This window comes from Bradyrhizobium sp. USDA 4473 (genome assembly GCF_054063335.1).
The window spans coordinates 6,402,810-6,425,006 of the sequence record NZ_JBSSGE010000001.1; the positions used below are offsets into that span (position 1 = coordinate 6,402,810).

A 22,197-nucleotide genomic window follows, 5' to 3' on the forward strand; every position below is an offset into this window, starting at 1 on the left:
GCCGGTCACTCCATTCGATCTTCGCAACCCGCACGGCGCGGCAAACCAGAGGAGAAGCATATGAGTTACGCAATTATCGGCTTCGGCAAGGTCGGTCAGGCGCTTGCCACGGCCTTCGCCCGCAGGACCATCGAGGTGGCCGTCGCGAGCCGCCGGCCGCCCGCGGAGCTGGCGCCGCAGGCCCGGGCGATCGGGCCCACGGTCGTCGCCAAATCGCTGCGAGATGCACTCGCGGCCGACACCATCATCCTGGCGGTCCCGTTCGGGGAGCATCGCGACGTCGCAAAGGCGCTGCCGAACTGGCAAGGCAAGACCGTGATCGACGCGATGAACGCGTTGCTTCCGCCCGAGGAGATCGACGATCTTCCGTCCTCCGCCTTCGCCGCGAAGGCGTTCACCGGCGCCCGGTATGTCAAAGGCTTCAATCATCTGGTTGCGGCCAAACTGGCTGCCGATCCGGTCGTCGAGGGCGGCCACCGGGTGGTCTTCCTGTCCGGTGACGACGATGACGCGATCGCTCCGGTTGCGGCCCTGGCCAAGCAACTCGGGTTCGCACCGGTGAAGCTCGGAAAGCTCAACGAGGGTGGCGCGCTGGTGCACGCACGCGGCCGGGTCTGGGGCCCGCTGATCTTCCAGGATCTGTTCAAGAGGGAGCAGTGACCCACGATGGTGTAATTGACTCCGGGTGCGAGTGGCCCGCATGAGCAGCGAGTAGCCCGCGTGAGCGTAGCGACATGCGGGACGCGCACGAAGTCCCCGGATATCGCTTCGCTCACTGCGGATCACGCCTGCTCAATCAAGATGCCTTGGCCGGCTCGGACATCGTGATCCGGTTCTTGACGCTCGGACGCTCCTGCATCCGTGCATACCATGCCGAAAGCGCCTCGCACTCTGCCGGCACCGGCACCTTCACGAGTCCTGCGAAGATCAAGCCGCCGATCAGCGTGATGTCGGCCATCGTGAACGCCTCGCCGGCGACGAAGGGCTGTCGTTGCAAAATGCCGTCGAAGTAGTGCATCCCCCTGAGCGCCTTGTCGCGCTGACGGAATCCCCATTCGGGGTTCTGATAGATCTCGACATGCGGCCCCAGCCCCGGCGTGGCGTGGTGGAAATAGACGCTGATGGCGTCGAGCACCTCCAGTTCGGCACGCTTGCTCATCATGTGGATCACGCCCTTTTCGCGCGGCGTCCTGCCGGTCAGCGTCGGCGCGCCGTCGAGCGCGTCGAGGTACTCGGTGATCGCCGTGCACTCGCCAATGTAGGTGCCGTCGTCGAGTTCGAGCACCGGCAGGGTGCCGGAGTAGTTCTTGGCGAGGAATTCGGGCTGCTTGTGCTCGCCCTTGTAGAGATCGACCAGGACGAACTGCACGCGCGGCCGCAGGTTCTTTTCGGCCAAGGCGATGCGAACGCGGGCCGGATATGGACCGGTCGGAAAATCGTAAATCTTCATCATGACTCCTTTTTTGTCTACCTGTCACTTGGTAGGCCCGATATGAAGTCTTTCAATTTGGCTGGTCAAGCCCTACCTGTCACTTGGTAGATAACGAAGCAGTGAGAGGACCACGTGAGTTCAAGCGCGCGGGAGGCCATCTTGGCGGCAGCAAAGCGGACCGCGCAGGCGCGCGGCTATGGCGGCCTGAATTTCCGCGATCTCGCGGACGATGTCGGGATCAAGGCCGCCAGCATCTACCACCATTTCCCGAGCAAGGCCGAGCTCGGCGCCGCCGTGGCGCGTCGTTACTGGGAGGACACCGCCGCCCAGCTCGAGGCGATGCTGGCGGAAACCGCCGATCCGGTCCGCTGCCTGCGCCGCTATCCCGAAATGTTTCGCAAGGCGCTCGAGAACGACAATCGCATGTGCCTGTGCAGCTTCATGTCCGCTGAGGTCGACGACCTGCCCGACGCTGTGAAGACGGAGGTCCAGACCTTTGCCGACGTCAACGTGGCGTGGCTGAGCAAGCTGCTGGTGGCGGCGGGCCTGGTCAGTGCGAGAAAGAGCGAACAGCGCGCCCGCGCCGTCTTCGCGGCCATCGCCGGCGCGCAGCTCGTCGCCAGAAGCCGCTCCGATGTCTCGCTGTACGACGCGGCGATCGACAATTATCGCGCCGCGGGTCTGCTGCCGAAGTAGGTCGTCCATGGTTCAATCCAGCTGATATGGTGCATCGCGCCTCCGGCCGATCCACCCTCTCCGCCCCTCGCACTTCAACCGGCGCAAGGGCATGCAGCGGCATTCTCGCGACTGAAACGTCCGAGCCTTGCGTGTCGTTTCGCCGCTCTGAAAGCAGAGGGCGCAGGGAAGACCGGGTGCCGATCGCACCCATGGGCCCCGTGCAATGGGTAGAAAGCACGGGGGTAGGACCACAGGTGTAACCGGAAACAACCCGGCCTTCCCTGCGCGATGGCTTACGGCTTGCCGATGGCAACGTCGAACGCCTTATTACCAAAAGCCTCACGTCCAAGCGACAAGAAGTCGCCGAGTACGAAGTGCCCGCTTAGTTGGGTCAAACCAAGGCGAGTGTAGAGGACGTGAAAGGCGTGATCATCGATATCGCAGCCGTGCAGATTTGCGCTCGGCGTAACGCAACCTAGATCCGAGAGACGGTTGGCCGCGCTCTCCAAGAAGCCGCATCCGCCAAAGCCAGGCTCAAGCACGATCTCATCGGCGCTACGGATAGCCCACTCTGATAGAATGTCGGTGACAGTTTGTGGTGTATAGTAGGCGCCAATCTTCCGGCGTTCAGCCAGAATAGCGCGGGGCTCGGTCGGCCCCGTCCTGATGGTCGGCCGCTGGGATCCTCTCAAGATGTCATCCCCGCCAGTAGGAACTTCTTACGCGTCAGAAGGCGCACTTCCCTCGCTGTTACAATATTTACGTGGAAAAGATCTTAACTTCTAGCACTGACAGCCGTGCAAATTCAGCCCCCTACTCCCACTCAATCGTCCCCGGCGGCTTGCTCGTCACGTCGTACACCACGCGGTTGACACCCTTCACCTCGTTGATGATGCGCGTCGCGGTCTCGGCCAGAAACTTCATGTCGAACTGGTAGAAGTCGGCGGTCATGCCGTCGGTCGAGGTGACGGCGCGGAGGCCGACGACGTATTCGTAGGTTCTGCCGTCGCCCATCACGCCGACGGTCTTCACCGGCAGCAGCACGGCGAAGGCCTGCCAGATCGCATCGTAGAGGCCGTGCTTGCGGATCTGGTCGATATAGACGGCATCGGCGTTGCGCAGGATGTCGAGCTTGTCCTTGGTGATGTCGCCGGGACAGCGGATCGCAAGGCCGGGGCCCGGGAACGGGTGGCGGCCGACGAACACTTCGGGCAGGCCGAGCTCGCGGCCGAGCACGCGCACCTCGTCCTTGAACAGCTCGCGCAGCGGCTCGACCAGCTTCATGTTCATGCGCGCCGGAAGGCCGCCGACATTGTGGTGCGACTTGATGGTCACCGACGGGCCGCCGGTGAAGGAGACGCTCTCGATCACATCAGGATAGAGCGTGCCCTGCGCCAGGAATTCGGCGCCGCCGATCTTTTTGGCCTCGGCCTCGAACACGTCGATGAAGAGCCGCCCGATGGTCTTGCGCTTCACTTCCGGATCGGTGACGCCGTGGAGCTCGCCCAGAAACTCTTTCGACGCGTCCACATGGACCAGCGGGATGTTGTAGTGGTTGCGGAACAGGTCGACGACGGTCTTGGCCTCGTCGAGCCGCAGCAGGCCGTGATCGACGAACACGCAGGTGAGCTGGTCGCCGATCGCCTCATGGATCAGGACCGCCGCGACCGCGGAATCGACGCCGCCCGAGAGGCCGCAGATCACCTTGCCTCGGTCTACCTGGGCGCGGATCTTCTCGATCGCCTCCTCGCGGAAGGCGCGCATGGTCCAGTCGCCGGTCAGCCCTGCGACCTTGCGCACGAAGTTGCGCAAGAGTTTTGCGCCGTCGGGCGTGTGCACCACCTCGGGGTGGAACATCAGGCCGTAATATTTGCGTTTCTCGTCCTGGATGATAGCGAACGGCGCGTTCGGCGAGGTGCCGGCCACCGAGAAGCCGGGCGGCATCTTGGTGATGCGATCGCCGTGGCTCATCCACACCTGGTGCTTCTCGCCGTGGTTCCAGATGCCGTCGAACAGCTGGCTGTCGGTCTTGACCTCGACATCGGCGCGGCCGAATTCGCGGTGATGCCCGCCCTCGACCTCGCCCCCGAGCTGGGCCGCCAAGGTCATCTGGCCGTAGCAGATGCCGAGCACGGGAACGCCTGACTCGAAGATCAGCTGCGGGGCGCGCGGCGAGCCGGTCTCGTGCACCGATTCAGGCCCGCCGGAGAGGATCACCGCCTTCGGCTTCATCTCCTTGAAGGCGGCCTCCGCCTTCTGGAACGGCACGATCTCGGAATAGACGCCCATCTCGCGGACGCGGCGGGCGATCAGTTGCGTCACCTGGCTGCCGAAATCGACAATCAGAATCTTGTCATGCGCCGAGGCCACGGAAGGCGTCGACGAGTCGCGGGCTGTGTGCTGGGCTGTCATGGCAAGCAGATACGCGACACGGCCCGCCCCCGCAACCGCGCTCGACGGGGCGCCCACATTCTTCTTTGGGCATGGACAAATCGATATAGGTCAGTATTATTGACCTAATTTGGCCATAACAAAAGGAGGAAACCAATGGCGGATTTTCATGAGCCCTCGCGCCTCACCGCGCTCGGCCACGCCTGGATCGCCGCCTGGAACGCGCGCGACCTCGAGCGGGTGCTCGCACTGTATGCCGAGGATACCGAGATGACCTCGGACCGGATCCCGGCATTCGGCTTCGGCTCCTCCGGCACGGTGCGCGGCAAGGCGCAACTGCGGGCCTATTGGAGCGCTGCGCTCGCCAAACTGCCCGAGCTGCATTTCGAGCTGATCGACCTCTACGTCTCGCCCGACAGCGTCGTCGTGTTCTACCGGAACGAACGCGGCAACAGGATCTGCGAATATCTGCGGCTCGATGCCGAGGGCAAGATCCGGCAGGGCTCGGCGAACCATCTGGTGCATTGAGCTGCTGCGCCACTCCTTCTCTCCCGTCACCCTGAGGTGGCCGCTTCTTCAGCGGCCCTCGAAGGGCGACAGCCCGGCTCCATCCCCATCCTTCGAGGCCCGCCGAGCGCTGCTTGCGCAGCACTCGACGCGCACCTCAGGATGACGTCGGCGTATGGGGATGCAAAAACATATGACGAACGAATAACCAGGACCCTGCCATGAAAATCCCGCCCCTGCCGTTCACCGTCACCGACTGGAGTAACGTCGAACCTTCAGTGCATCCCGGCGAAACCGGGCAAGCGCTGTGGCGCACGCTCAATATCGGCGAGCTGCGGGTGCGGATGGTCGAATATTCGCCCGGCTACCTCGCCGATCACTGGTGCGATCGCGGCCATGTGCTCTATGTCGTCACCGGCGAGCTCGACACCGAGCTGCGCGACGGCCGCCAATTCACGCTGAAGCCCGGCATGAGCTACCAGGTCTCCGATTTCGGCGACGCCGCGCATCGCTCGTCGACGAAGACGGGCGCGACGTTGTTTATCGTGGATTGAGCTGACGCCTTCGTCATTGCGAGCCACCCGGTCGGCGCGAAGCGCCGCCGGATGACAGGCTCCGCGAAGCAATCCACCTCTCCACGCACGCGGAGAGCAAGAATGGATTGCTTCGTCGCTTCGCTCCTCGCAATGACGGCGGGTTGAGCCTGGTTCGCGCACTCACCTTCTCCGCGCCGCAACCTTCTTTACCTTGGTGTCCGACCAGACCAGCGGCTTGCCGCTCTTCGACGGCAGCACGAGTTGGCCGACCGCCTGGCCGGCCTGGTCCAGCAGCACCGAATGCGGCTCGCCGCGGGCATAGAGATGCGCCTCGCCCCACTGCCGCAAGGCAACGACGATCGGGAACAGGTCGCGGCCGCGCCTGGTGAGCACATATTCCTGATAGGCGCTGCCGTCCGACGCCGCCACCTGCTCGAGCACGCCCAGTTCGACCAGCGTTCGCAGCCGCGCCGTCAGCATGCCCCTGGCGATGCCGAGATTCTTCTGGAAGTCGCCGAACCGGCGCAGGCCGTCGAACGCGTCGCGCACGATCAGCAGCGACCACCAGTCGCCGATCGCATCCAGCGCGCGCGCCACCGGGCAGTCCGCTTTTGCAAAGCCGGTCCGTTTCATCGCGCTCCGCCTCCCTCGATCACGATTCCGAACTGGTCTTAAAATAGGACTAGACAGCGCGCGATGCAACTGGTCTCATGATAAGTCCAGATTGCGAATTGCAGCGGAGGCAAGATGACGAACCGATCGATGGCAGAGGCCCGGCCGGCCAGGCACGAAGACACCGCCGCCGACGACCAGCGCGGCAACGCGAGCGCCCTCTCGCCGGCCGTCGTGCTGCTGTTCGCCGTCGCCTGCGGGCTCAGCGTCGCCAACATCTATTTCGCCCAGCCGCTGCTCGACACCATGGCGCGGGATCTGGCCATCACGCCCGCGGTGATCGGCGGCGTCGTGACGCTGACCCAGATCGGCTACGCCTTCGGGCTGATGCTCATCGTGCCGCTCGGCGATCTCTGGGACCGCCGCAGGCTGATCGTCGGCCAGACCGTGCTGTCGGCGATGGCGCTTGCCATCGTCGGCACCGCGCCGAATGCCGTTGTGCTGCTCATCGGCATGGTGCTGGTCGGGCTGCTTGCCGTCGTGATCCAGGTGCTGGTCGCCTACGCCGCAACGTTGGCCGCGCCCGCCGATCGCGGCCGCACCATCGGCACCGTCACCAGCGGTGTGGTGTCGGGCATTCTGCTGGCGCGCTTTGCCGCCGGCGCGCTGGCCGATCTCGCCGGCTGGCGCGTCGTCTATCTGACCTCGGCCGCGCTGACGCTGGTGCTGGCGGCGCTGCTGGCCCGCGCGCTGCCGCGGCACGCACCGCAGCCGATGGCCGGATCGTCCTACGCGAAACTGCTGCGCTCGACGGCTGCGCTGTTCGTCGAGGAGCCGGTCTTGCGCGAGCGCGCGGTGTTCGCGCTGTTGATCTTCGCAAGCTTCAGCGTGTTCTGGAGCTCGGTCGTGCTGCCGCTCGCAGCCCCTCCGCTGTCCCTGTCGCACACCGCGATCGGCCTGCTCGGGATCGCCGGCCTTGCCGGCGCGCTGGCGGCGCGCAATTCCGGCCGCCTCGCCGATCGCGGCTGGGGCCAGCGCACCACCGGACTGTCGCTGCTGCTGATGCTGGCCGGCTGGGTGCCGATCGCCTGCCTCGACACCTCGCTATGGCTGGTGCTGGCCGGCGTCGTGATGATCGACTTCGCGGTGCAGGCGATCCACGTCACCAACCAGAGCCTGATCGTCGCCGCCCGGCCCGACGCCGCAAGCCGCCTGGTCGGCGGCTACATGGTGTTCTATTCGATCGGAACGGGATTCGGCGCGATCTCTTCGACGCTGGCGTACGCGGCCGCCGGCTGGCTCGGCGTCTGCATGCTGGGGGCTTCGATCAGCGCGATTGCGCTGCTGTTCTGGGTGATCGTGGTGAGCAGGACGAAGGTGCCCGCGGGGGTGTGCTCCAAGGCGTAGCGAGTTCATCCGTCATTGCGAGCCACCCGGTCGGCGCATAGCGCCGCCGGATGACAGGCTCCGCGAAGCAATCCACCTGCCCGCATGTGCAGGACGATGGATTGCTTCGTCGCTGCGCTTCTCGCAATGACGGCGGAGAAAGGCTCACGCCTTCTTCAACACCGAGACGAAGAATCCGTCGGTGCCGGTGCGGCGCGGCGTCATCAGCAGGCCCTCCGGCGACGGCAGCACAGCCTCGGCAAACGCCTCGGCCTTGTCCCACAGCACCGATGCGGTCTGCTCCGGCGGCTGCACCGAAAACTCCGGATGCCCTGCGACGAACGCCCTGACCTGCTTGCCGTTCTCCTCCGACAGCACCGAACAGGTGATGTAGGCGATCCGGCCGCCGGCCTTCACCAGCGGCGCGGCGCGCGCCAGCACCTCGGCCTGGTCCTTCAGCCGCACCTCGAGCGCACCGGGGCGCATCCGCCATTTGGCGTCGGGATTGCGACGCCAGGTGCCGGTGCCGGTGCAGGGCGCGTCGATCAGCACGAGATCGGCGGAGGCCTTGATGTCAGACAGCACCTCCTCCTCGCCGCGCGGCGTGCGGACGTCGCAATTGTGCACGCCGGCGCGCGACAGCCGCTCGTGGATCGGCGCGAGCTGGCGCTTGTCGCTGTCGGTCGCGATCAGCCTTCCCTTGCCTTGCATCATCGCCGCGATCGCCAGCGTCTTGCCGCCGGCACCGGCACAGAGATCGATCACCTGCTCGCCGGGCTTTGCCGCCGAGAACAGCGCGGCGAGCTGCGAGCCCTCGTCCTGCACCTCGATGGCGCCCTTGATGAAATCCTCCTCGGCATGGATGCCGGGATTGCGCGCATCGGCGCCGAGCGCGATGCGCAGGCCGAGCGGCGACCAGGGCGTCTCCCGGGCACCGAGATGCGCCAGCCGCGGCAGCACCTTCTCGCGCTTGCCGCGCAGCGTGTTGACGCGCAGGTCGAGCGGCGCGCGGCTCGCCATCGCGGTCGCCTCCGCCGCGCGGTCGTCGCCGAACACGTTTGCCAGATGCGGATCGAGCCAATCGGGATAGTCGCCCGCGACATGCGCCGGCGCATCGGCCAGCGAGCGCGAGGTCAGCGCGGCCTCCTCCGTCGCAGTCAGCGGCTCCGGCGCGAACCGGCCGCCGTCGCACAGCGCGGAAATGGTCGGGACATCCATGCCGCGCTCGAGCTTGAGCATGCCGAGCACGCGCGAGCGGGCGCTGTCGTCGTCCATCAGCCAGGCCGCGGAGGATTGCCGGCGCAGCACGTCCCAGATCAGGCCGGAAATCGCGGCGCGATCGCCGGAGCCGGCATAGCGGTGCGCGGTGCCCCATTCCTTCAGCGCTTTCGCCGCAGGAATGCGCTGTGCATCGATGGTGGCGATCAGCTCGATCGCGGCGGAAAGCCGGGCAGCGGGGGTCATAGAACTCTTCCGGTTGGGCGCATCAGATCAGCAGCAGCAGCCTGAGCGCGAAATACAGCCACATCGCCGCCAGCACCAGCACGCCGGCGAACCAGGCGAGCGAGCGCGGCCGCACGTCGTTGGAGGTGACGAACACGCCGGCATGGGCGAACCGCGTCACCACGAACACCCAGGACATCAGCACGATGAACAGATCGGCGCGGCGCAGCGGCAGCGCAATGGCGATCAGGACGTAGAACAGCACCGGCAGCTCGAACTGGTTGGCAAAGCAGTTGCCGAGCTGGGTCGCCCGCACCGGCCAGTTCGGCTCGCGCAGCGCGATATCGGCCATTTTGGTCTCGCCGCTCGCCAGCGTCCGCGTGCGCAACGTCGCCATCCCGAACAAGAGCGCGAAGGTGAGCCCAATCTGGATCAAGACCGGCAACAGAACCATTTGAACAGACATCAGAATCTCCTCAGCCCTCTTAGCCGCCGGAGCGGCCCAATACAATGAAGCGTACGCGGTAACCCATTGAACCATCACCCGAGCCCAGGTGACCAACTCCCAGGACCAATGGCGGTTTCAGTACTTGACGGATGACGCAATGAGCATCGTCACCCCGATCTTCGACGGCGCGGCGCTGGCGGCCGCAACTCTCGGCGATCTCGCCGGCTCCCTGCTCCAGACGGTCGATCCCGCAGCCGGCTGGTTCGACGACGCGGCGGATGGCGGGCTCGGCATGGTGATGTCGGGGCTGGCCGGCATCGCCGCGGCGCTCCTGGTCGCGATCCTGCTCTCGGTCTATTTCCGCACCGGCTATCGCTCGACGCGCGACATCGTCAGGCACTCCTTCGCCACGGCGCTGGTGCTCGGCCTGCTCGGCTTTGCCGTCTACGATATGCGGCACGACATGCGCGATTATTTCGGACCGAGCGCGGCGCCCTCGGACGCGCGAACCAATCTGCCCAACACCGGCCTGTTCGGAAGCCGCAGGAGCCCGCCGGCCGCCCCCACGCGCGCGATCAAGACGTTCGCGATCTAGCGCCACGCCCGAACCTCGTTCAAACAAGACATCAAACAACGCATCAAACAGAGCAGCGAACAAGTCGTCGAAAACGTCATCGTTCCGACTTCGCGCCGACCTATGCTCCGGGCGAAAGGATCGATCCATGGCCCAGTTCCGCCTAACGCAAATCTCCGACACCCACCTTGCGCGCCGCTTCACGCCGCTGATCGACAATTTTCATCGCGTCGGCGAACACATCGACGCGACGCGGCCCGATCTCGTGCTCAACTCCGGCGACGTCTCGTTCGACGGGCCGACCAGCCGCGACGATCTGGCGTTCGCCAAGCAATTGCACAACGCGCTGCCGGTCGATTGCCTGTATCTGCCGGGCAATCACGACATCGGCGACAACCCGACCGCGGTCGGCCCCGCGCCGGCACAGCTGCCGACCGAAGCGACCTGCGGCGCCTTCACCTCGGTGCTCGGCGAGGACCGCTGGCATTTCGACGCCGCCGGCTGGTGCTTCATCGGGCTCAATTCGCTGATCATGAACACCGGCCTCGACAGCGAGGCCGAGCAGTTCGACTGGCTGGCGAGCGCGCTCGACAAGGCGGTCGGCAGGCCGGTGGCGCTGTTCGTGCACAAGCCGCTCTATCTCGACCTGCCCTACGATGCCGAACGCGTCGAGACCTCGTTCCGCTACGTGCCGCAGCCGGCGCGGCGGCGCCTGATCGAGATGTTCGGCAAGGTCGATTGGCGGCTGGTCGGCAGCGGCCATGTGCACCAGCGCCGCGACTACACGTTCGAGCATGTCAGGCACGTCTGGGCGCCCTCGACCGGCTTCGTCATCTCCGACGCACGGCAGGAACCGATCGGCGTCAAGGAAGTCGGCCTCGTCGAGTACCGCTTCCAGCCCGACAGTTTCGAGGTCCGTCACGTCAGGGCGAAAGGCCAGGTCGATGTCGATCTGGATACGCTGCTCGGCAAAGAGCCGGCGTAAGCGGTGACGGCAGGCACCACCGTCATTGCGAGCCACCCGGTCGGCGCGAAGCGCCGCCGGATGACAGGCTCTGCGACGCAATCCATCGCTCGGCAAGCGGAAAGATGAATTGCTTCGTCGCTATCGCTCCTCGCAATGACGTGGAGAGAGCGGAGCGCACCAGTTCCGATTGAGGGCGTCAGCTCCGCGCCGCGTCGTTCAGGTCCCGCTTGATGACGGTGAGCAGCGCCTGCAGCGAGTCCTTGTTCGGTTGCGGCGCCGCCGGCGCGGGCCGCGCGCGCGGCATCTGTCGCGTGAAGCGAACCGGCTCAACGGCCGGCTCCTCCTCCTCGACGAATTTTCCATGCAGGACGTCGTCGCGGCGGCCCATGACGAACATCGTCGCCCAATAGCCGACGGCGAGGACAATGACCCCGGAAACAATGACTTCAAAAACCATGGCTACACCTGAAATATAGCCATATTGAATCAACTGCTGCGGGTCTCCGTCAAGCAAATGGGGGCCAAAAGGCCCCCAAAACCCCGCCAATGTGGCGTTTTTGATACTTTGTTGCGCGGAATGGGAGCCCAAACGCGCCCGGCTCACGCCTTGTCCGGCCCGACCCGCACCAGCTGCTTGCCGAAATTGGCGCCCTTGAGCAGGCCCATGAAGGCCTCCGGCGCGCTGTCCAGCCCCTCGGTCACGAACTCCTTGTACTTGACCTTGCCCTCGCGCACCCACTGCGACATGTCGCGCAGGAAGTCGCCATGCATCGCGGCGAAGTCGCTGACGATGAAGCCGCGGAAGGTCAGCCGCTTGGTCAGGATGTTGCGCATCATCGCGCCGGCCCATTTCGGCGCATGCGCTTCGGTGTCGTTGTAATGCGCGATCAGGCCGCAGACCGGGATGCGCGCGAACGCATTGAGCAGCGGAAACACCGCATCGAACACCGCGCCGCCGACATTCTCGAAATAGACGTCGATGCCCTTCGGGCAGGCTTCCTTGAGCTTGGCCGCCAGATTGGGATCGCGATGGTCGAGGCACTCGTCGAAGCCGAGCTCGTTCTTAACGTAGGCGCACTTGTCCTTGCCGCCGGCAATGCCGATCGCCCGCGCGCCCTTGATCTTGGCGATCTGGCCGACCGCCGAGCCGACCGCGCCGGACGCGGCCGCGACCACCACCGTCTCGCCGGCCTGCGGCTTGCCGATCTCGAGCAGGCCGGTATAGGCGGTCATGCCGGGCATCCCGAGCACACCGACCGCGGTCGAGATCGGCGCGAGCTTGGGATCGATCTTGGCAAGGCCCTTGCCGTCCGAGATCGCATGGGTCTGCCAGCCGGCGCGCGACAGCACGATGTCGCCCTTGGCAAAGCCGGGATTGTTCGACGCGATCACTTCGCTCACCGTGCCGCCTTCCATCACGCCGCCGACCGGCACCGGTGCGGCATAGGACGGACCGTCGGCCATGCGGCCGCGCATATAGGGATCGAGCGATAGCCAGATGGTGCGCAGCAGCACCTCGCCCGCGCCTGGTGTCGGCGGCGTGTAGTCCTCGAGCCTGAAATTGGCCGGCGTGGGCTCGCCATGCGGGCGCGAAGCCAGAACGATGCGCTTACCTTGGGACATGATTTCCTCTTGAGATGATTGGTTCGTGGCGCACACGTAGGCATGCAATCCGCCTCCCCGCAAGGGAGATGGATTTTGTTCTGATGCGCGCGGTGTTTGAAATTCTGTTTGAAATGACGGCCGTCATTCCGGGGCGTGCGAAGCACGAGCCCGGAATCCATTTATCCACCAACGCTGCGTGCCGATGGATTCCGGGCTCGGTCCTACGGACCGCCCCGGAATGACGGTGATAGACTTACACCCCGCCCGGATAGTTCGGGGCTTCGCGCGTGATGGTCACGTCGTGGACGTGGCTTTCGCGCAGGCCGGCGCCGGTGATGCGGACGAACTCGGCCTTGCCGTGGAAATCCGTGATGTCCTTGGCACCGACATAGCCCATCGCCGCGCGGAGGCCGCCGGCGAGCTGGTGCATCACGTTGCCGACCGGGCCCTTGTACGGCACCTGGCCCTCGATGCCTTCGGGGACGAGCTTCAGCGTGTCCTTGATGTCCTGCTGGAAGTAGCGGTCGGCCGAGCCGCGCGCCATCGCGCCGACCGAGCCCATGCCGCGATAGGCCTTGTAGGAACGACCCTGCCAAAGGAAGACCTCGCCCGGCGTCTCGTCGGTGCCGGCGAGCAGCGAGCCGACCATCGCGATGTCGGCGCCGGCGGCGAGCGCCTTGGCGAGGTCGCCGGAATATTTGATGCCGCCGTCGGCGATGACAGGCACGTCGGCCTTCTTCGCGGCCGCGACCGCATCCATGATCGCGGTGAGCTGCGGCACGCCGACGCCGGCGACGATCCGCGTGGTGCAGATCGAGCCCGGGCCGATGCCGACCTTGATGCAGTCGGCGCCGGCATCGATCAAGGCTTGCGCGCCGCCTTCGGTCGCGACATTGCCGGCCACGACCTGCACGGCATTGGAGAGCCGCTTGATGCGGTTGACGGCATTAAGCACATGCCGCGAGTGGCCGTGCGCGGTGTCGACCACGACAACGTCGACGCCGGCATCGATCAGCCGTTCGGTGCGTTCATAGCCGGTCTCGCCGACCGTGGTGGCGGCAGCGACGCGCAGCCGGCCGTGCTCATCCTTGCAGGCGAGCGGATGCGCCACCGCCTTCTCGATGTCCTTCACCGTGATCAGGCCGACGCAGCGATATTGGTCGTCGACGACCAGGAGCTTCTCGATGCGATGCTTGTGCAGCATCCGCTTCGCCTCGTCCTGACCGACGCCCTCGCGCACCGTGACGAGGTTCTCATGCGTCATCAGCTCCGAGACCTTCTGCCTGGGGTCGCTGGCGAAACGCACGTCGCGGTTGGTCAGGATGCCGACCAGCTTGCCGGGCACATTCTTGGCGGCGCCGGTGACGACCGGAATGCCGGAGATGCCGTTCTCCTTCATCAGCGCCAGCGCGTCGGCCAAGGTGGCGTCGGGGCCGATGGTCAGCGGGTTGACCACCATGCCGGATTCGAACTTCTTGACCTGCCGGACCTGCGCGGCCTGGCCCTCGGGATCGAAGTTGCGATGGATGACGCCGAGGCCGCCGGCCTGCGCCATCGCGATCGCCATACGCGCTTCGGTGACGGTGTCCATCGCGGACGCCATGATCGGGATGTTGAGCTGGATCGCGCGGGTGACGCGCGAGCGGATATCGACTTCCGAGGGAAGGACGTCGGACAGACCGGGCTTCAGAAGCACATCGTCGAACGTGAAGGCTTCTCGGATAGCCGGAAATCCCGTGGCCATTGCCAACTCCTTATCTGCGGCCCAGCCGCGATGGTCTTACGGATGAACGCCGCCTGCGGCGACGCTCACTGCGTCACCGTCGAATCGGCGCCCATCGGTGGGGTTGACGCTGGTCGATAGCATGGCGGCATGACGAATCAAAGCGTTTGCCAGCCATGCACAGGCCTTTTTGCAGGCCGATTCAGGGGACCCTGTAACCGGGCGGCGGCCCGTGGCGGCGGATCGCCTCGACCATCTCGCGGTGGCGCCGGTCCTCTCGCTTCATGTGGACCGCGATCACCGCATGGACCGACGGCACCAGCAGCAAGACGTGGAAAAACAGCCCGAAAATCGCGCAAAACACGATCAGGACCAGATTGAAGATGGCCGAAAACGGCTGTCCGTTCAGGAGCAGCCCGATCGGCGGCAAGAGAGCGGCTAGGACGTAAATCACGGCGGACACCTCCAACGCGGGCGGATGCATACCAGCGTCACGCAGGATTTAGGGCGTTTGGCCGGTTCCGCAATAGCGTGCCCGCGGACAGGATGATATGGCCCCCTCGCCCGCCTTTTTCAGCACGGCTGTCCTATTTTGATGAACAAGCAACGCCTGATCCCGCTCATCGTGGCCACCGCCCTGTTCATGGAAAACATGGACTCCACGGTGATTGCGACCTCGCTGCCGGCGATCGCCGCCGATATCGGCACCAGCCCCCTGACGCTGAAGCTTGCGATCACCTCCTATCTGCTGTCGCTTGCGGTGTTCATCCCGGCAAGCGGCTGGACCGCCGACCGCTTCGGCGCCCGCATCGTGTTTGCCGGCGCGGTCGCCGTCTTCATGCTGGGCTCGATCGGCTGCGCGCTGTCGGGCTCGGTGACCGATTTCGTGTTCGCCCGCATCCTGCAGGGCCTCGGCGGAGCGATGATGACGCCGGTCGGGCGGCTGGTGCTGCTGCGCTCGGTCGACAAGAGCGCGCTGGTCAACGCGATGGCCTGGGTGACGGTGCCGGCGCTGATCGGCCCGGTGATCGGGCCGCCGCTCGGCGGCTTCATCACCACCTATTTCTCCTGGCACTGGATCTTCCTGATCAACATCCCGATCGGGCTGCTCGGCATCTTCCTGGCGCTGAAATACATCGACCCGATCAAAAGCGAGGACCCCGAGCGCTTCGATCTGATGGGACTGGTGCTGGCCGGCATCGGCCTTGCCGGCATCGCCTTCGGACTGTCGGTCGCGGGGCTCAACCTGCTGCCGTGGCCGATCGTCGCCGCGCTGGTCGGGGTCGGCACGATCTCGATGACGCTCTATGTCCTGCACGCGCGGCGCACCGGCTCGCCGGTGCTCGATTTCGGGCTGCTGCGGCTGCCGACCATGCGTGCGTCGATCGTCGGCGGCTTCATGTTCCGGCTCGGCATCGGCGCGCTGCCGTTCCTGCTGCCGCTGTTGATGCAGGTCGGCTTCGGCCTGTCGCCGTTCCAGTCCGGCCTCGTCACCTTTGCGTCGGCGGTCGGCGCCATGGGCATGAAGACGCTGGCGGCGCGCATCATCAAGGCCTTCGGCTTCCGCAACATGATGACGGTCAACGCGGTGGTGAGTTCGGCCTTCCTCGCCGCCTGCGCCCTGTTCACGATCTCGACGCCGCTGATGCTGATCTTCACCATCCTGGTGGTCGGCGGCTTCTTCCGCTCGCTGCAATTCACCGCGATCAACACCGTCGCTTATGCAGAAGTCGAGGCGCCGCAGATGAGCCGGGCCACGACGCTGGTCAGTGTCAACCAGCAGCTCGCGGTGTCCGCCGGCGTCGCGGTCGGCGCGTTCTCGGTCGAGACCACGCTGGCGCTGCACCACGCGACCGAGCTGTCCGCCGACGTGTTCGCGCCGGCCTTCATCGTGGTGTCGCTGATCTCGGCGGCCTCGGCCTGGTTCTTCTGGCAGATGCCGGCCGACGCCGGCAACGAGATCGCCGGCCGCAAGGCGATCGATATCTCGAGCCGCAAGGGCGCCGAGAAGCGCGCCGCCGCCGACGCAGTCAAGGCCGCGACCGAGGACACCCAGAACGCCAGGGATCAGCGGCTGGGGTGAGGACGGTTAGCTCCGTCATTGCAATGACGAGGTGCGCGCTCGATCTATCACCGTCATCCTGAGGAGCCGCGTAGCGCCGTCTCGAAGGATGCACGGCCAACAGCCGGGCCGCGCACCCTTCGAGATGCGCTTCGCGCTCCCCAGGGTGACGGTCACGACGTTCCTATCGATGACGGCTGTTGCCTGCGAAACCCGGTCGCCACCACTTCGCATTCGCAAGACTCCAGCCGGCCTCGCTCAAGCATTGTTGAACGGGCCGTCGAAACCATGCCGGCTTTGCGGGGTAGTGCCGCGTGGTCCCTCAGGAGCGCGCCCGATGAACTCAATCGAATACACCAAGAGCAAGGTTCCCGAAGTCACGCTGGTGTTCTGGATCATCAAGATCGCCGCGACCACGCTCGGCGAGACCGGCGGCGATACCGTCACGATGACGCTGAACTGGGGTTACCTGGCGGGGACGATGCTGTTCCTGTTCGTACTCGTGGCGCTGGTCGCGGCGCAGATCGCCGCAAAGGCGTTTCAGCCGATGCTGTACTGGGCCACGATCGTCGCGTCGACGACGTTCGGCACCACCATGGCCGATTTCGCCGATCGCTCGCTCGGCATCGGCTATGCCGGCGGATCGACGCTGCTGCTCTGCCTGCTGCTGCTCACGCTCGGCCTCTGGTACTGGTCGCTCGGCTCGATCTCGGTCAACACCGTGAGCACGCCGCGGGTCGAGGCGCTGTACTGGACCGCGATCACGTTCTCGCAGACGCTCGGCACCGCGCTCGGCGACTGGATCGCCGATTCCACCGGGCTCGGCTACGAGGGCGGCGCACTGGTGTTCGGCGTCGCGCTGGCCGCGATCGCGGCAGCCTATTACTGGACCGCGATCTCGCGGGTGACGCTGTTCTGGCTGGCCTTCATCCTGTCGCGGCCGCTCGGCGCCACGGTCGGCGACTTCCTCGACAAGCCGGTCAGCGACGGCGGCCTCGCGCTGAGCCGCCCGATCGCCTCCGCGGTTCTCGCGATCTTCATCATCGTCTGTGTGCTGGTGCTGCCGCAGCGCGCCGGATCGCACCCGGCGCCGGCCAGCACGGCGGCGTGACCAGGGGACAGGTCAACGTCTCGCGGCGCGAAACCCGGTCGCCAGCACGTAGCGCTCGGACGAATCCTGACGGCTGGCCGCCGGCTTGACGTGGCGGACGGTGGCGAAATCGCGCTTCAGCTGCGCCACCAGCTCGGCGTCGGCGCCGCTCTGAAACACTTTTGCCAGGAACGTGCCGCCGGGGTTGAGCACCTCGCCGGCGAAATGCGCCGCGGTCTCGACCAGGCCGATGATGCGGAGCTGATCGGTCTTGCGATGGCCGGTGGTGTTGGCCGCCATGTCGGACATCACGAAATCGGCGCGGCCGCCCATCATCGCGATCAGCTTCTCGGGCGCGTCATGGTCGAGGAAATCGAGCTGCGCGAAGGTGACGCCGGGGATCTCGCCCATCTCCAGCAGATCGATCGCGACCACCTTGCCCTTGCCGTCGGCGGCGCCGGTGCGTTTCGCCGCGATCTGGCTCCAGCCGCCGGGCGCGGCGCCGAGGTCGACCACCGTCATGCCGGGCTTGAGCAGGCGATATTTGTCGTCGATCTCGAGCAGCTTGAAGGCCGCGCGCGAGCGATAGCCCATCGCCTTGGCCTTGGCGACATAGGGATCGTTAAGCTGGCGCTCCAGCCAGAGTTTTGACGACAATTTGCGCTTGCCGCCGCTCTTGACCGTGACGTGCAGCCGCCCGGTGGTGTCTTTCGCCATTTCATTTTCTCTTCTCCCTCGCCCCGCTCTTGCGGGGAGAGGGTTGGGGTGAGGGGCTGCTTCCGCAATGAAGGTGAGAGATGCGCTCGTGGAGAGTCCCCCTCACCCGGATTGCATTGACATGCAACGTAGCCGAAGCTTCGCTTCGGCGTCCACTTAGGGGACGGCCGCCGTAGGCGGCCTAGGCCTCTCCCCGCAAGCGGGGCGAGGCAAGAGAAGCCCTAGCACGCCCGCAGCGCGCCGTCCTCGCGCATCATCTCGACCAGCATGCCCTCGCGCAGGCCGCGATCGGCGACGCGGAGCCGCGGCATCGGGAACGCGTTGCGGATCGCATCGAGGATCGCGCAGCCGGCGAGCACCAGGTCGGCCCGCTCGACGCTGATGCAGCTGTTGCTGACGCGCGCCTCATAGCTCATGCCGAGCAATTTCTGGATCGTGGCGGTGACGTCGGCATCCTCCATCCAGATGCCGTCGATGCGGCGGCGATCGTAGCGCGACAGATTGAGGAAGACGCCGGCGAGCGTGGTCACGGTGCCCGAGGTGCCGAGCATGTGCATGTCGCGCAGGTCCCGGCCGTGCTCGGCCGCGAACGGCGCGACGTGGCGGGCGACCTCGTCGATCATCTGCGCGTAGAGATCGCGGGTCACGTTCCTGCCGCCGAAATGTTCGGCCAGCGTGACGACCCCGAGCGGGATCGACATCCACGCCTTGATGCGCGGCGGCGCATCGGGCGCGTTGGGATCGCGCTCGATCCGCACCAGCTCGGTCGAGCCGCCGCCGATGTCGAACAGGATAGCGCCCCGCCCCTTCGGGTCGAGCAGCGGCGAGCATCCGATCACGGCCAGCGTCGCCTCGGTCTCGCGATCGATCACCTCGAGCTCGATGCCCGTCGCGGCCGCGACGCGCGCGCGAAAACTCTCGGCATTGCCGGCGGCGCGGCAGGCCTCGGTGGCGATCAGCCGCAGCCGGCGCGCCTTGCGGTAGCGGATCTTGTCGCTGCAGATGGCGAGCGCGGCAATCGCCCGCTCGATCGCCGCCTCGCTGATCGAGCCGGTCGCAGCGATACCCTCGCCAAGCCGGATGATCCGCGAGAACGAGTCGACCACGCGGAACCCGTCGCCAGTGGGACAGGCAATCAGGAGCCGGCAATTGTTGGTGCCAAGATCGAGCGCGGCGTAGACGCCATTATCCGCGGCGGCCGCAACCAACCCTGACGGGGCTTCGCCGGCCGGGGGGCCGTCGCAAAGCCGCACATGGTCGTTCATCAAAACTGTCTTTCCGCAGGACCCCCGGAGCAATCCACCGGGAGCAATCCGTGGGCCCGCCGAATAATTGTCGTTCACGGAAACTTTAGCAGCGTCAAAGCCCTGCGCAAACTCCGTTCACATTGGCTCCATGCCCAATCGGGCGTTGTCGTTAAGGGGGGTGTGCGTTATCCCGTCTGCGCCCCCAAACGCCACCAAATCCGGGCATTTCAGGTCATTTTCGATGCAAGATCATACGCCGCCAGCCTCCCTCGAAAACGCTATCGCACTGCAAAAATACGGTGTCGGACAGCCTGTTCGACGAAAGGAGGACGACACCCTGGTGCGCGGCAAGGGCAAATACACCGACGATTTCTCCCTGCCCGGCCAGGCCATTTGCTGGATGGTCCGCTCCTCCCATGCCCATGGGATCATCAAGGGGATCGCCACCGAGGCCGCCAGGGCGATGCCGGGCGTGCTCGGGGTGTGGACCGGCGCCGACCTCGCGGCCGCCGGCTACAACCCCTTCACCTGCGGCCTGCCGCTGAAGAACCGCGACGGCTCTCCGCTCAAGCAAACCAACCGCCCGGCGCTGGCGACCGACAAGGTGCGCTTCGTCGGCGATCCCGTGGCCTTCGTGGTGGCCGAGACCGCCGCGCAGGCGCGTGACGCGGCCGAGGCTGTCGAGGTCGATATCGAGCCGCTGCCGGCGGTGACCGATGCGGCCGAAGCCGCTAAATCCGGCGCGCCGCAGCTCTATGACGACATCCCCAACAACGTCGCGCTCGACTACCACTATGGCGACACGGCCAAGATCGAAGCCGCGTTCGCCGCCGCCGCGCACGTCACAAAACTCGACATCGTCAACACCCGCGTCGCCGTGGTCTCGATGGAGCCGCGCGTCGCACTCGCGCATTACGACAAGAAGACCGAACGCTTCACGTTGCAGGTGCCGACCCAGGGCGTCTCCGGCAACAAGGCGATCCTGGCCCGCCTGCTCAACGTGCCCGCCGACAAGGTCCGCATCCTCACCGGCAATGTCGGCGGCTCGTTCGGGATGAAGAACCTCAACTATCCCGAATACACCTGCATCGCGCATGCCGCGCGCGAGCTGGGTCGCCCGGTGAAGTGGCTCGACGAGCGCTCCACCAGCTTCCTGTCCGACAGCCAGGGCCGCGCGCAGCTGATCCATGCCGAGCTCGCGCTCGACGCCGACGGCAAGTTCCTCGCGGTGCGGCTCTCCGGCTACGGCAATCTCGGCGCCTACATCACCGGCGTCGCGCCGGGCCCGCTGTCGCTCAACACCGGCAAGAACCTCGCCAGCGTCTACCGCACGCCGCTGCTCGGCGTCGACATCAAGACGGTCTTGACCAACACCACGCTGATGGGCGCCTATCGCGGCGCCGGCCGGCCCGAGGCCAATTACTACATGGAGCGGCTGATCGACGCCGCTGCCGACGAGATGGGCATCAACCGCTTCACCTTGCGCAAGCGCAATTTCATCAAGCCCTCGCAACTGCCGTTCCCAGCCGCCTCCGGCGTCACCTATGACAGCGGCGACTTCGCCGGCGTGTTCCAGAAGGCGCTGGAGATCTCCGATTACGAGAATTTCGCCAAGCGCAAGAAGGAGAGCAGGAAGAGCGGCAGACTGCGCGGCATCGCGGTGGGCTCGTATCTCGAGGTCACCGCGCCGCCGTCCGGCGAGCTCGGCAAGATCACCTTCGAGCCCGACGGTTCGGTGAAGCTCACCACCGGCACGCTCGATTACGGCCAGGGCCACGCCACGCCGTTCGCGCAGGTGCTGTCCGACCAGCTCGGCGTGCCCTTCGAGAAGATCACGCTCGAACAGGGCGACAGCGATCTCGTGCGGTTCGGCAACGGCACCGGCGGCTCGCGCTCGATCACCGCGACCGGACAGGCGATCGTCGAGGCCGCGGCACTCGTGGTCGAGAAGGGCAAGAAGGCCGCCGCGCACATCCTGGAGGCCTCCGAGGCCGACATCGAATTCGGCGCCGGCCGCTTCACCATCGCCGGCACCGACCGCTCGATCGGCATCATGGAGCTCGCCGAGCGGATGCGCGCCGGCAACATGCCCGAGGGCACGCCGGACACGCTCGACGTCGATCACGCCACCAAAGAGACCGCGTCGACCTTCCCGAACGGCTGCCATGTCGCGGAGGTCGAGATCGATCCCGAGACTGGGGTGACGCGGATCGTGCGCTACTCCGCGGTCAACGATTTCGGCGTCGTGGTCAATCCGATGATCGTCGCCGGCCAATTGCATGGCGGCGTCGCGCAAGGCATCGGCCAGGCGCTGATGGAGGAAGTCAGCTACGACGCCTCCGGCCAGCCGATCACCGGCTCGTTCATGGACTACGCGCTGCCGCGCGCCGGCGACGTGCCGTCGATGCAGGTCGGCGATCACCCCTCGCCGGCGAAATCCAATCCGCTCGGCACCAAGGGCTGCGGCGAAGCCGGCTGCGCCGGCAGCCTGGTCTGCATCGTCAACGCGGTGGTCGACGCGCTGTCGGAGTACGGCATCAAGCACATCAACATGCCGCTGACGCCGGAGCGGGTCTGGCGCGCGATCCAGGACGCCAAGGCGAAGGCGGCGTAAGGGCGCGTTGCTGTCGCCACTATCCTCCGCTGTCACCACCCGCGAAGGCGGGTGGTCCAGTATTCCGGAGACAGCAGCTGTTGAGCCGAGAGGCCGCGGCGTACTGGAACCCCCGCCTGCGCGGGGTATGACACCGTTGGTGCGGAGGGGCCTTGCCCCTTCCTG

The 22,197-nt window shown here is 65.9% G+C and carries 22 protein-coding genes; 10 read left to right on the plus strand and 12 right to left on the minus strand.

What is annotated here, in order from left to right:
• Positions 1–60: 60 nt before the first annotated feature.
• A complete protein-coding gene (locus ACVW17_RS30410) occupies positions 61–660 on the plus strand; it encodes an NADPH-dependent F420 reductase (RefSeq protein WP_456798209.1) in 600 nt (199 codons plus the stop codon).
• A gap of 136 nt (positions 661–796) precedes the next feature.
• On the opposite strand, the gene ACVW17_RS30415 is transcribed toward ACVW17_RS30410, so the two are convergent.
• Entirely contained in the window at positions 797–1,450 is a 654-nt protein-coding gene (locus ACVW17_RS30415) for a glutathione S-transferase (protein ID WP_456798210.1), read from the minus strand.
• Between the two features lie 114 nt (positions 1,451–1,564).
• Here ACVW17_RS30415 and ACVW17_RS30420 point away from each other — a divergent pair, with 114 nt between their 5' ends.
• The gene (locus ACVW17_RS30420) at positions 1,565–2,128 is read left to right on the plus strand and encodes a TetR/AcrR family transcriptional regulator (RefSeq protein WP_456798211.1); all 564 of its coding nucleotides are present in this window, start codon (positions 1,565–1,567) and stop codon (positions 2,126–2,128) included.
• Positions 2,129–2,403: 275 nt separating this feature from the next.
• Here ACVW17_RS30420 and ACVW17_RS30425 read toward each other — a convergent pair whose 3' ends face one another.
• Positions 2,404–2,802, minus strand: coding sequence for an N-6 DNA methylase (locus ACVW17_RS30425; RefSeq protein ID WP_456798212.1), 399 nt, complete (start codon positions 2,800–2,802; stop codon positions 2,404–2,406).
• A gap of 121 nt (positions 2,803–2,923) precedes the next feature.
• A complete protein-coding gene (guaA, locus tag ACVW17_RS30430) occupies positions 2,924–4,522 on the minus strand; it encodes a glutamine-hydrolyzing GMP synthase (RefSeq protein WP_456798213.1) in 1,599 nt (532 codons plus the stop codon).
• Between the two features lie 135 nt (positions 4,523–4,657).
• Between guaA and ACVW17_RS30435 the strand changes: the two genes are divergently transcribed.
• Together ACVW17_RS30435 and ACVW17_RS30440 are read left to right on the plus strand one after the other, a co-directional pair.
• Positions 4,658–5,029, plus strand: a complete 372-nt coding sequence (locus ACVW17_RS30435; protein ID WP_456798214.1) for a nuclear transport factor 2 family protein — start codon at positions 4,658–4,660, stop codon at positions 5,027–5,029.
• A 200-nt stretch (positions 5,030–5,229) separates the two neighbouring features.
• The gene (locus ACVW17_RS30440) at positions 5,230–5,562 is read left to right on the plus strand and encodes a DHCW motif cupin fold protein (protein WP_456755299.1); all 333 of its coding nucleotides are present in this window, start codon (positions 5,230–5,232) and stop codon (positions 5,560–5,562) included.
• Positions 5,563–5,724: 162 nt separating this feature from the next.
• Here the strand turns inward: ACVW17_RS30440 and ACVW17_RS30445 are convergent, their stop codons facing one another.
• Positions 5,725–6,177, minus strand: a complete 453-nt coding sequence (locus ACVW17_RS30445; protein ID WP_456755300.1) for a winged helix-turn-helix transcriptional regulator — start codon at positions 6,175–6,177, stop codon at positions 5,725–5,727.
• 114 nt (positions 6,178–6,291) lie between these two features.
• On the opposite strand from ACVW17_RS30445, the gene ACVW17_RS30450 reads away from it, so the two are divergent.
• The gene (locus ACVW17_RS30450; protein WP_456798215.1) at positions 6,292–7,563 is read left to right on the plus strand and encodes an MFS transporter; all 1,272 of its coding nucleotides are present in this window, start codon (positions 6,292–6,294) and stop codon (positions 7,561–7,563) included.
• A 144-nt stretch (positions 7,564–7,707) separates the two neighbouring features.
• Here the strand turns inward: ACVW17_RS30450 and ACVW17_RS30455 are convergent, their stop codons facing one another.
• Together ACVW17_RS30455 and ACVW17_RS30460 are read right to left on the minus strand one after the other, a co-directional pair.
• A complete protein-coding gene (locus tag ACVW17_RS30455; RefSeq protein ID WP_456755302.1) occupies positions 7,708–9,006 on the minus strand; it encodes an RsmB/NOP family class I SAM-dependent RNA methyltransferase in 1,299 nt (432 codons plus the stop codon).
• Positions 9,007–9,028: 22 nt separating this feature from the next.
• Complete coding sequence (locus tag ACVW17_RS30460) at positions 9,029–9,451, minus strand: MAPEG family protein (protein ID WP_456755303.1); 423 nt, start codon at positions 9,449–9,451, stop codon at positions 9,029–9,031.
• Between the two features lie 139 nt (positions 9,452–9,590).
• On the opposite strand from ACVW17_RS30460, the gene ACVW17_RS30465 reads away from it, so the two are divergent.
• On the plus strand, positions 9,591–10,028 hold the full coding sequence (locus ACVW17_RS30465) for a hypothetical protein (protein ID WP_456755304.1): 438 nt from the start codon (positions 9,591–9,593) through the stop codon (positions 10,026–10,028).
• A gap of 127 nt (positions 10,029–10,155) precedes the next feature.
• Positions 10,156–10,992 (plus strand): metallophosphoesterase family protein, encoded by an 837-nt coding sequence (locus tag ACVW17_RS30470; RefSeq protein WP_456755305.1) that lies wholly within the window; start codon positions 10,156–10,158, stop codon positions 10,990–10,992.
• A gap of 178 nt (positions 10,993–11,170) precedes the next feature.
• On the opposite strand, the gene ACVW17_RS30475 is transcribed toward ACVW17_RS30470, so the two are convergent.
• From ACVW17_RS30475 to ACVW17_RS30490, 4 genes are all read right to left on the minus strand, one after another.
• Positions 11,171–11,431 carry a hypothetical protein gene (locus tag ACVW17_RS30475; RefSeq protein WP_456755306.1) on the minus strand — a complete coding sequence of 87 codons (261 nt, stop codon included), beginning with the start codon at positions 11,429–11,431 and terminating at the stop codon, positions 11,171–11,173.
• 143 nt (positions 11,432–11,574) lie between these two features.
• Positions 11,575–12,597, minus strand: a complete 1,023-nt coding sequence (locus tag ACVW17_RS30480; protein WP_456755307.1) for an NADP-dependent oxidoreductase — start codon at positions 12,595–12,597, stop codon at positions 11,575–11,577.
• A gap of 235 nt (positions 12,598–12,832) precedes the next feature.
• The gene (gene guaB / locus ACVW17_RS30485) at positions 12,833–14,323 is read right to left on the minus strand and encodes an IMP dehydrogenase (RefSeq protein WP_456755308.1); all 1,491 of its coding nucleotides are present in this window, start codon (positions 14,321–14,323) and stop codon (positions 12,833–12,835) included.
• 181 nt (positions 14,324–14,504) lie between these two features.
• Entirely contained in the window at positions 14,505–14,756 is a 252-nt protein-coding gene (locus ACVW17_RS30490) for a hypothetical protein (protein ID WP_456756561.1), read from the minus strand.
• Between the two features lie 141 nt (positions 14,757–14,897).
• Between ACVW17_RS30490 and ACVW17_RS30495 the strand changes: the two genes are divergently transcribed.
• Positions 14,898–16,385, plus strand: coding sequence for an MFS transporter (locus tag ACVW17_RS30495; protein WP_456755309.1), 1,488 nt, complete (start codon positions 14,898–14,900; stop codon positions 16,383–16,385).
• Positions 16,386–16,701: 316 nt separating this feature from the next.
• Complete coding sequence (locus tag ACVW17_RS30500) at positions 16,702–17,475, plus strand: COG4705 family protein (RefSeq protein WP_456798216.1); 774 nt, start codon at positions 16,702–16,704, stop codon at positions 17,473–17,475.
• Positions 17,476–17,487: 12 nt separating this feature from the next.
• Here the strand turns inward: ACVW17_RS30500 and ACVW17_RS30505 are convergent, their stop codons facing one another.
• Together ACVW17_RS30505 and ACVW17_RS30510 are read right to left on the minus strand one after the other, a co-directional pair.
• Positions 17,488–18,171, minus strand: a complete 684-nt coding sequence (locus ACVW17_RS30505) for an RlmE family RNA methyltransferase (protein ID WP_456755311.1) — start codon at positions 18,169–18,171, stop codon at positions 17,488–17,490.
• Positions 18,172–18,392: 221 nt separating this feature from the next.
• On the minus strand, positions 18,393–19,436 hold the full coding sequence (locus ACVW17_RS30510; protein WP_456755312.1) for a Ppx/GppA phosphatase family protein: 1,044 nt from the start codon (positions 19,434–19,436) through the stop codon (positions 18,393–18,395).
• A gap of 223 nt (positions 19,437–19,659) precedes the next feature.
• Here ACVW17_RS30510 and ACVW17_RS30515 point away from each other — a divergent pair, with 223 nt between their 5' ends.
• Complete coding sequence (locus ACVW17_RS30515; RefSeq protein ID WP_456798217.1) at positions 19,660–22,032, plus strand: xanthine dehydrogenase family protein molybdopterin-binding subunit; 2,373 nt, start codon at positions 19,660–19,662, stop codon at positions 22,030–22,032.
• Positions 22,033–22,197 lie beyond the last annotated feature (165 nt).

Coding starts and splice junctions, on each gene's coding strand:
- ACVW17_RS30505 (WP_456755311.1), bottom strand. CDS start 18,171: ATGGCGAAAGACACCACCGGGCGGCTGCACGTCACGGTCAAGAGCGGC.
- ACVW17_RS30450 (WP_456798215.1), top strand. CDS start 6,292: ATGACGAACCGATCGATGGCAGAGGCCCGGCCGGCCAGGCACGAAGAC.
- ACVW17_RS30460 (WP_456755303.1), bottom strand. CDS start 9,451: ATGTCTGTTCAAATGGTTCTGTTGCCGGTCTTGATCCAGATTGGGCTC.
- guaB (WP_456755308.1), bottom strand. CDS start 14,323: ATGGCCACGGGATTTCCGGCTATCCGAGAAGCCTTCACGTTCGACGAT.
- ACVW17_RS30475 (WP_456755306.1), bottom strand. CDS start 11,431: ATGGTTTTTGAAGTCATTGTTTCCGGGGTCATTGTCCTCGCCGTCGGC.
- ACVW17_RS30455 (WP_456755302.1), bottom strand. CDS start 9,006: ATGACCCCCGCTGCCCGGCTTTCCGCCGCGATCGAGCTGATCGCCACC.
- ACVW17_RS30495 (WP_456755309.1), top strand. CDS start 14,898: ATGAACAAGCAACGCCTGATCCCGCTCATCGTGGCCACCGCCCTGTTC.
- ACVW17_RS30445 (WP_456755300.1), bottom strand. CDS start 6,177: ATGAAACGGACCGGCTTTGCAAAAGCGGACTGCCCGGTGGCGCGCGCG.
- ACVW17_RS30500 (WP_456798216.1), top strand. CDS start 16,702: ATGAACTCAATCGAATACACCAAGAGCAAGGTTCCCGAAGTCACGCTG.
- ACVW17_RS30410 (WP_456798209.1), top strand. CDS start 61: ATGAGTTACGCAATTATCGGCTTCGGCAAGGTCGGTCAGGCGCTTGCC.
- ACVW17_RS30480 (WP_456755307.1), bottom strand. CDS start 12,597: ATGTCCCAAGGTAAGCGCATCGTTCTGGCTTCGCGCCCGCATGGCGAG.
- ACVW17_RS30440 (WP_456755299.1), top strand. CDS start 5,230: ATGAAAATCCCGCCCCTGCCGTTCACCGTCACCGACTGGAGTAACGTC.
- ACVW17_RS30470 (WP_456755305.1), top strand. CDS start 10,156: ATGGCCCAGTTCCGCCTAACGCAAATCTCCGACACCCACCTTGCGCGC.
- ACVW17_RS30465 (WP_456755304.1), top strand. CDS start 9,591: ATGAGCATCGTCACCCCGATCTTCGACGGCGCGGCGCTGGCGGCCGCA.
- guaA (WP_456798213.1), bottom strand. CDS start 4,522: ATGACAGCCCAGCACACAGCCCGCGACTCGTCGACGCCTTCCGTGGCC.
- ACVW17_RS30515 (WP_456798217.1), top strand. CDS start 19,660: ATGCAAGATCATACGCCGCCAGCCTCCCTCGAAAACGCTATCGCACTG.
- ACVW17_RS30510 (WP_456755312.1), bottom strand. CDS start 19,436: ATGAACGACCATGTGCGGCTTTGCGACGGCCCCCCGGCCGGCGAAGCC.
- ACVW17_RS30415 (WP_456798210.1), bottom strand. CDS start 1,450: ATGAAGATTTACGATTTTCCGACCGGTCCATATCCGGCCCGCGTTCGC.
- ACVW17_RS30435 (WP_456798214.1), top strand. CDS start 4,658: ATGGCGGATTTTCATGAGCCCTCGCGCCTCACCGCGCTCGGCCACGCC.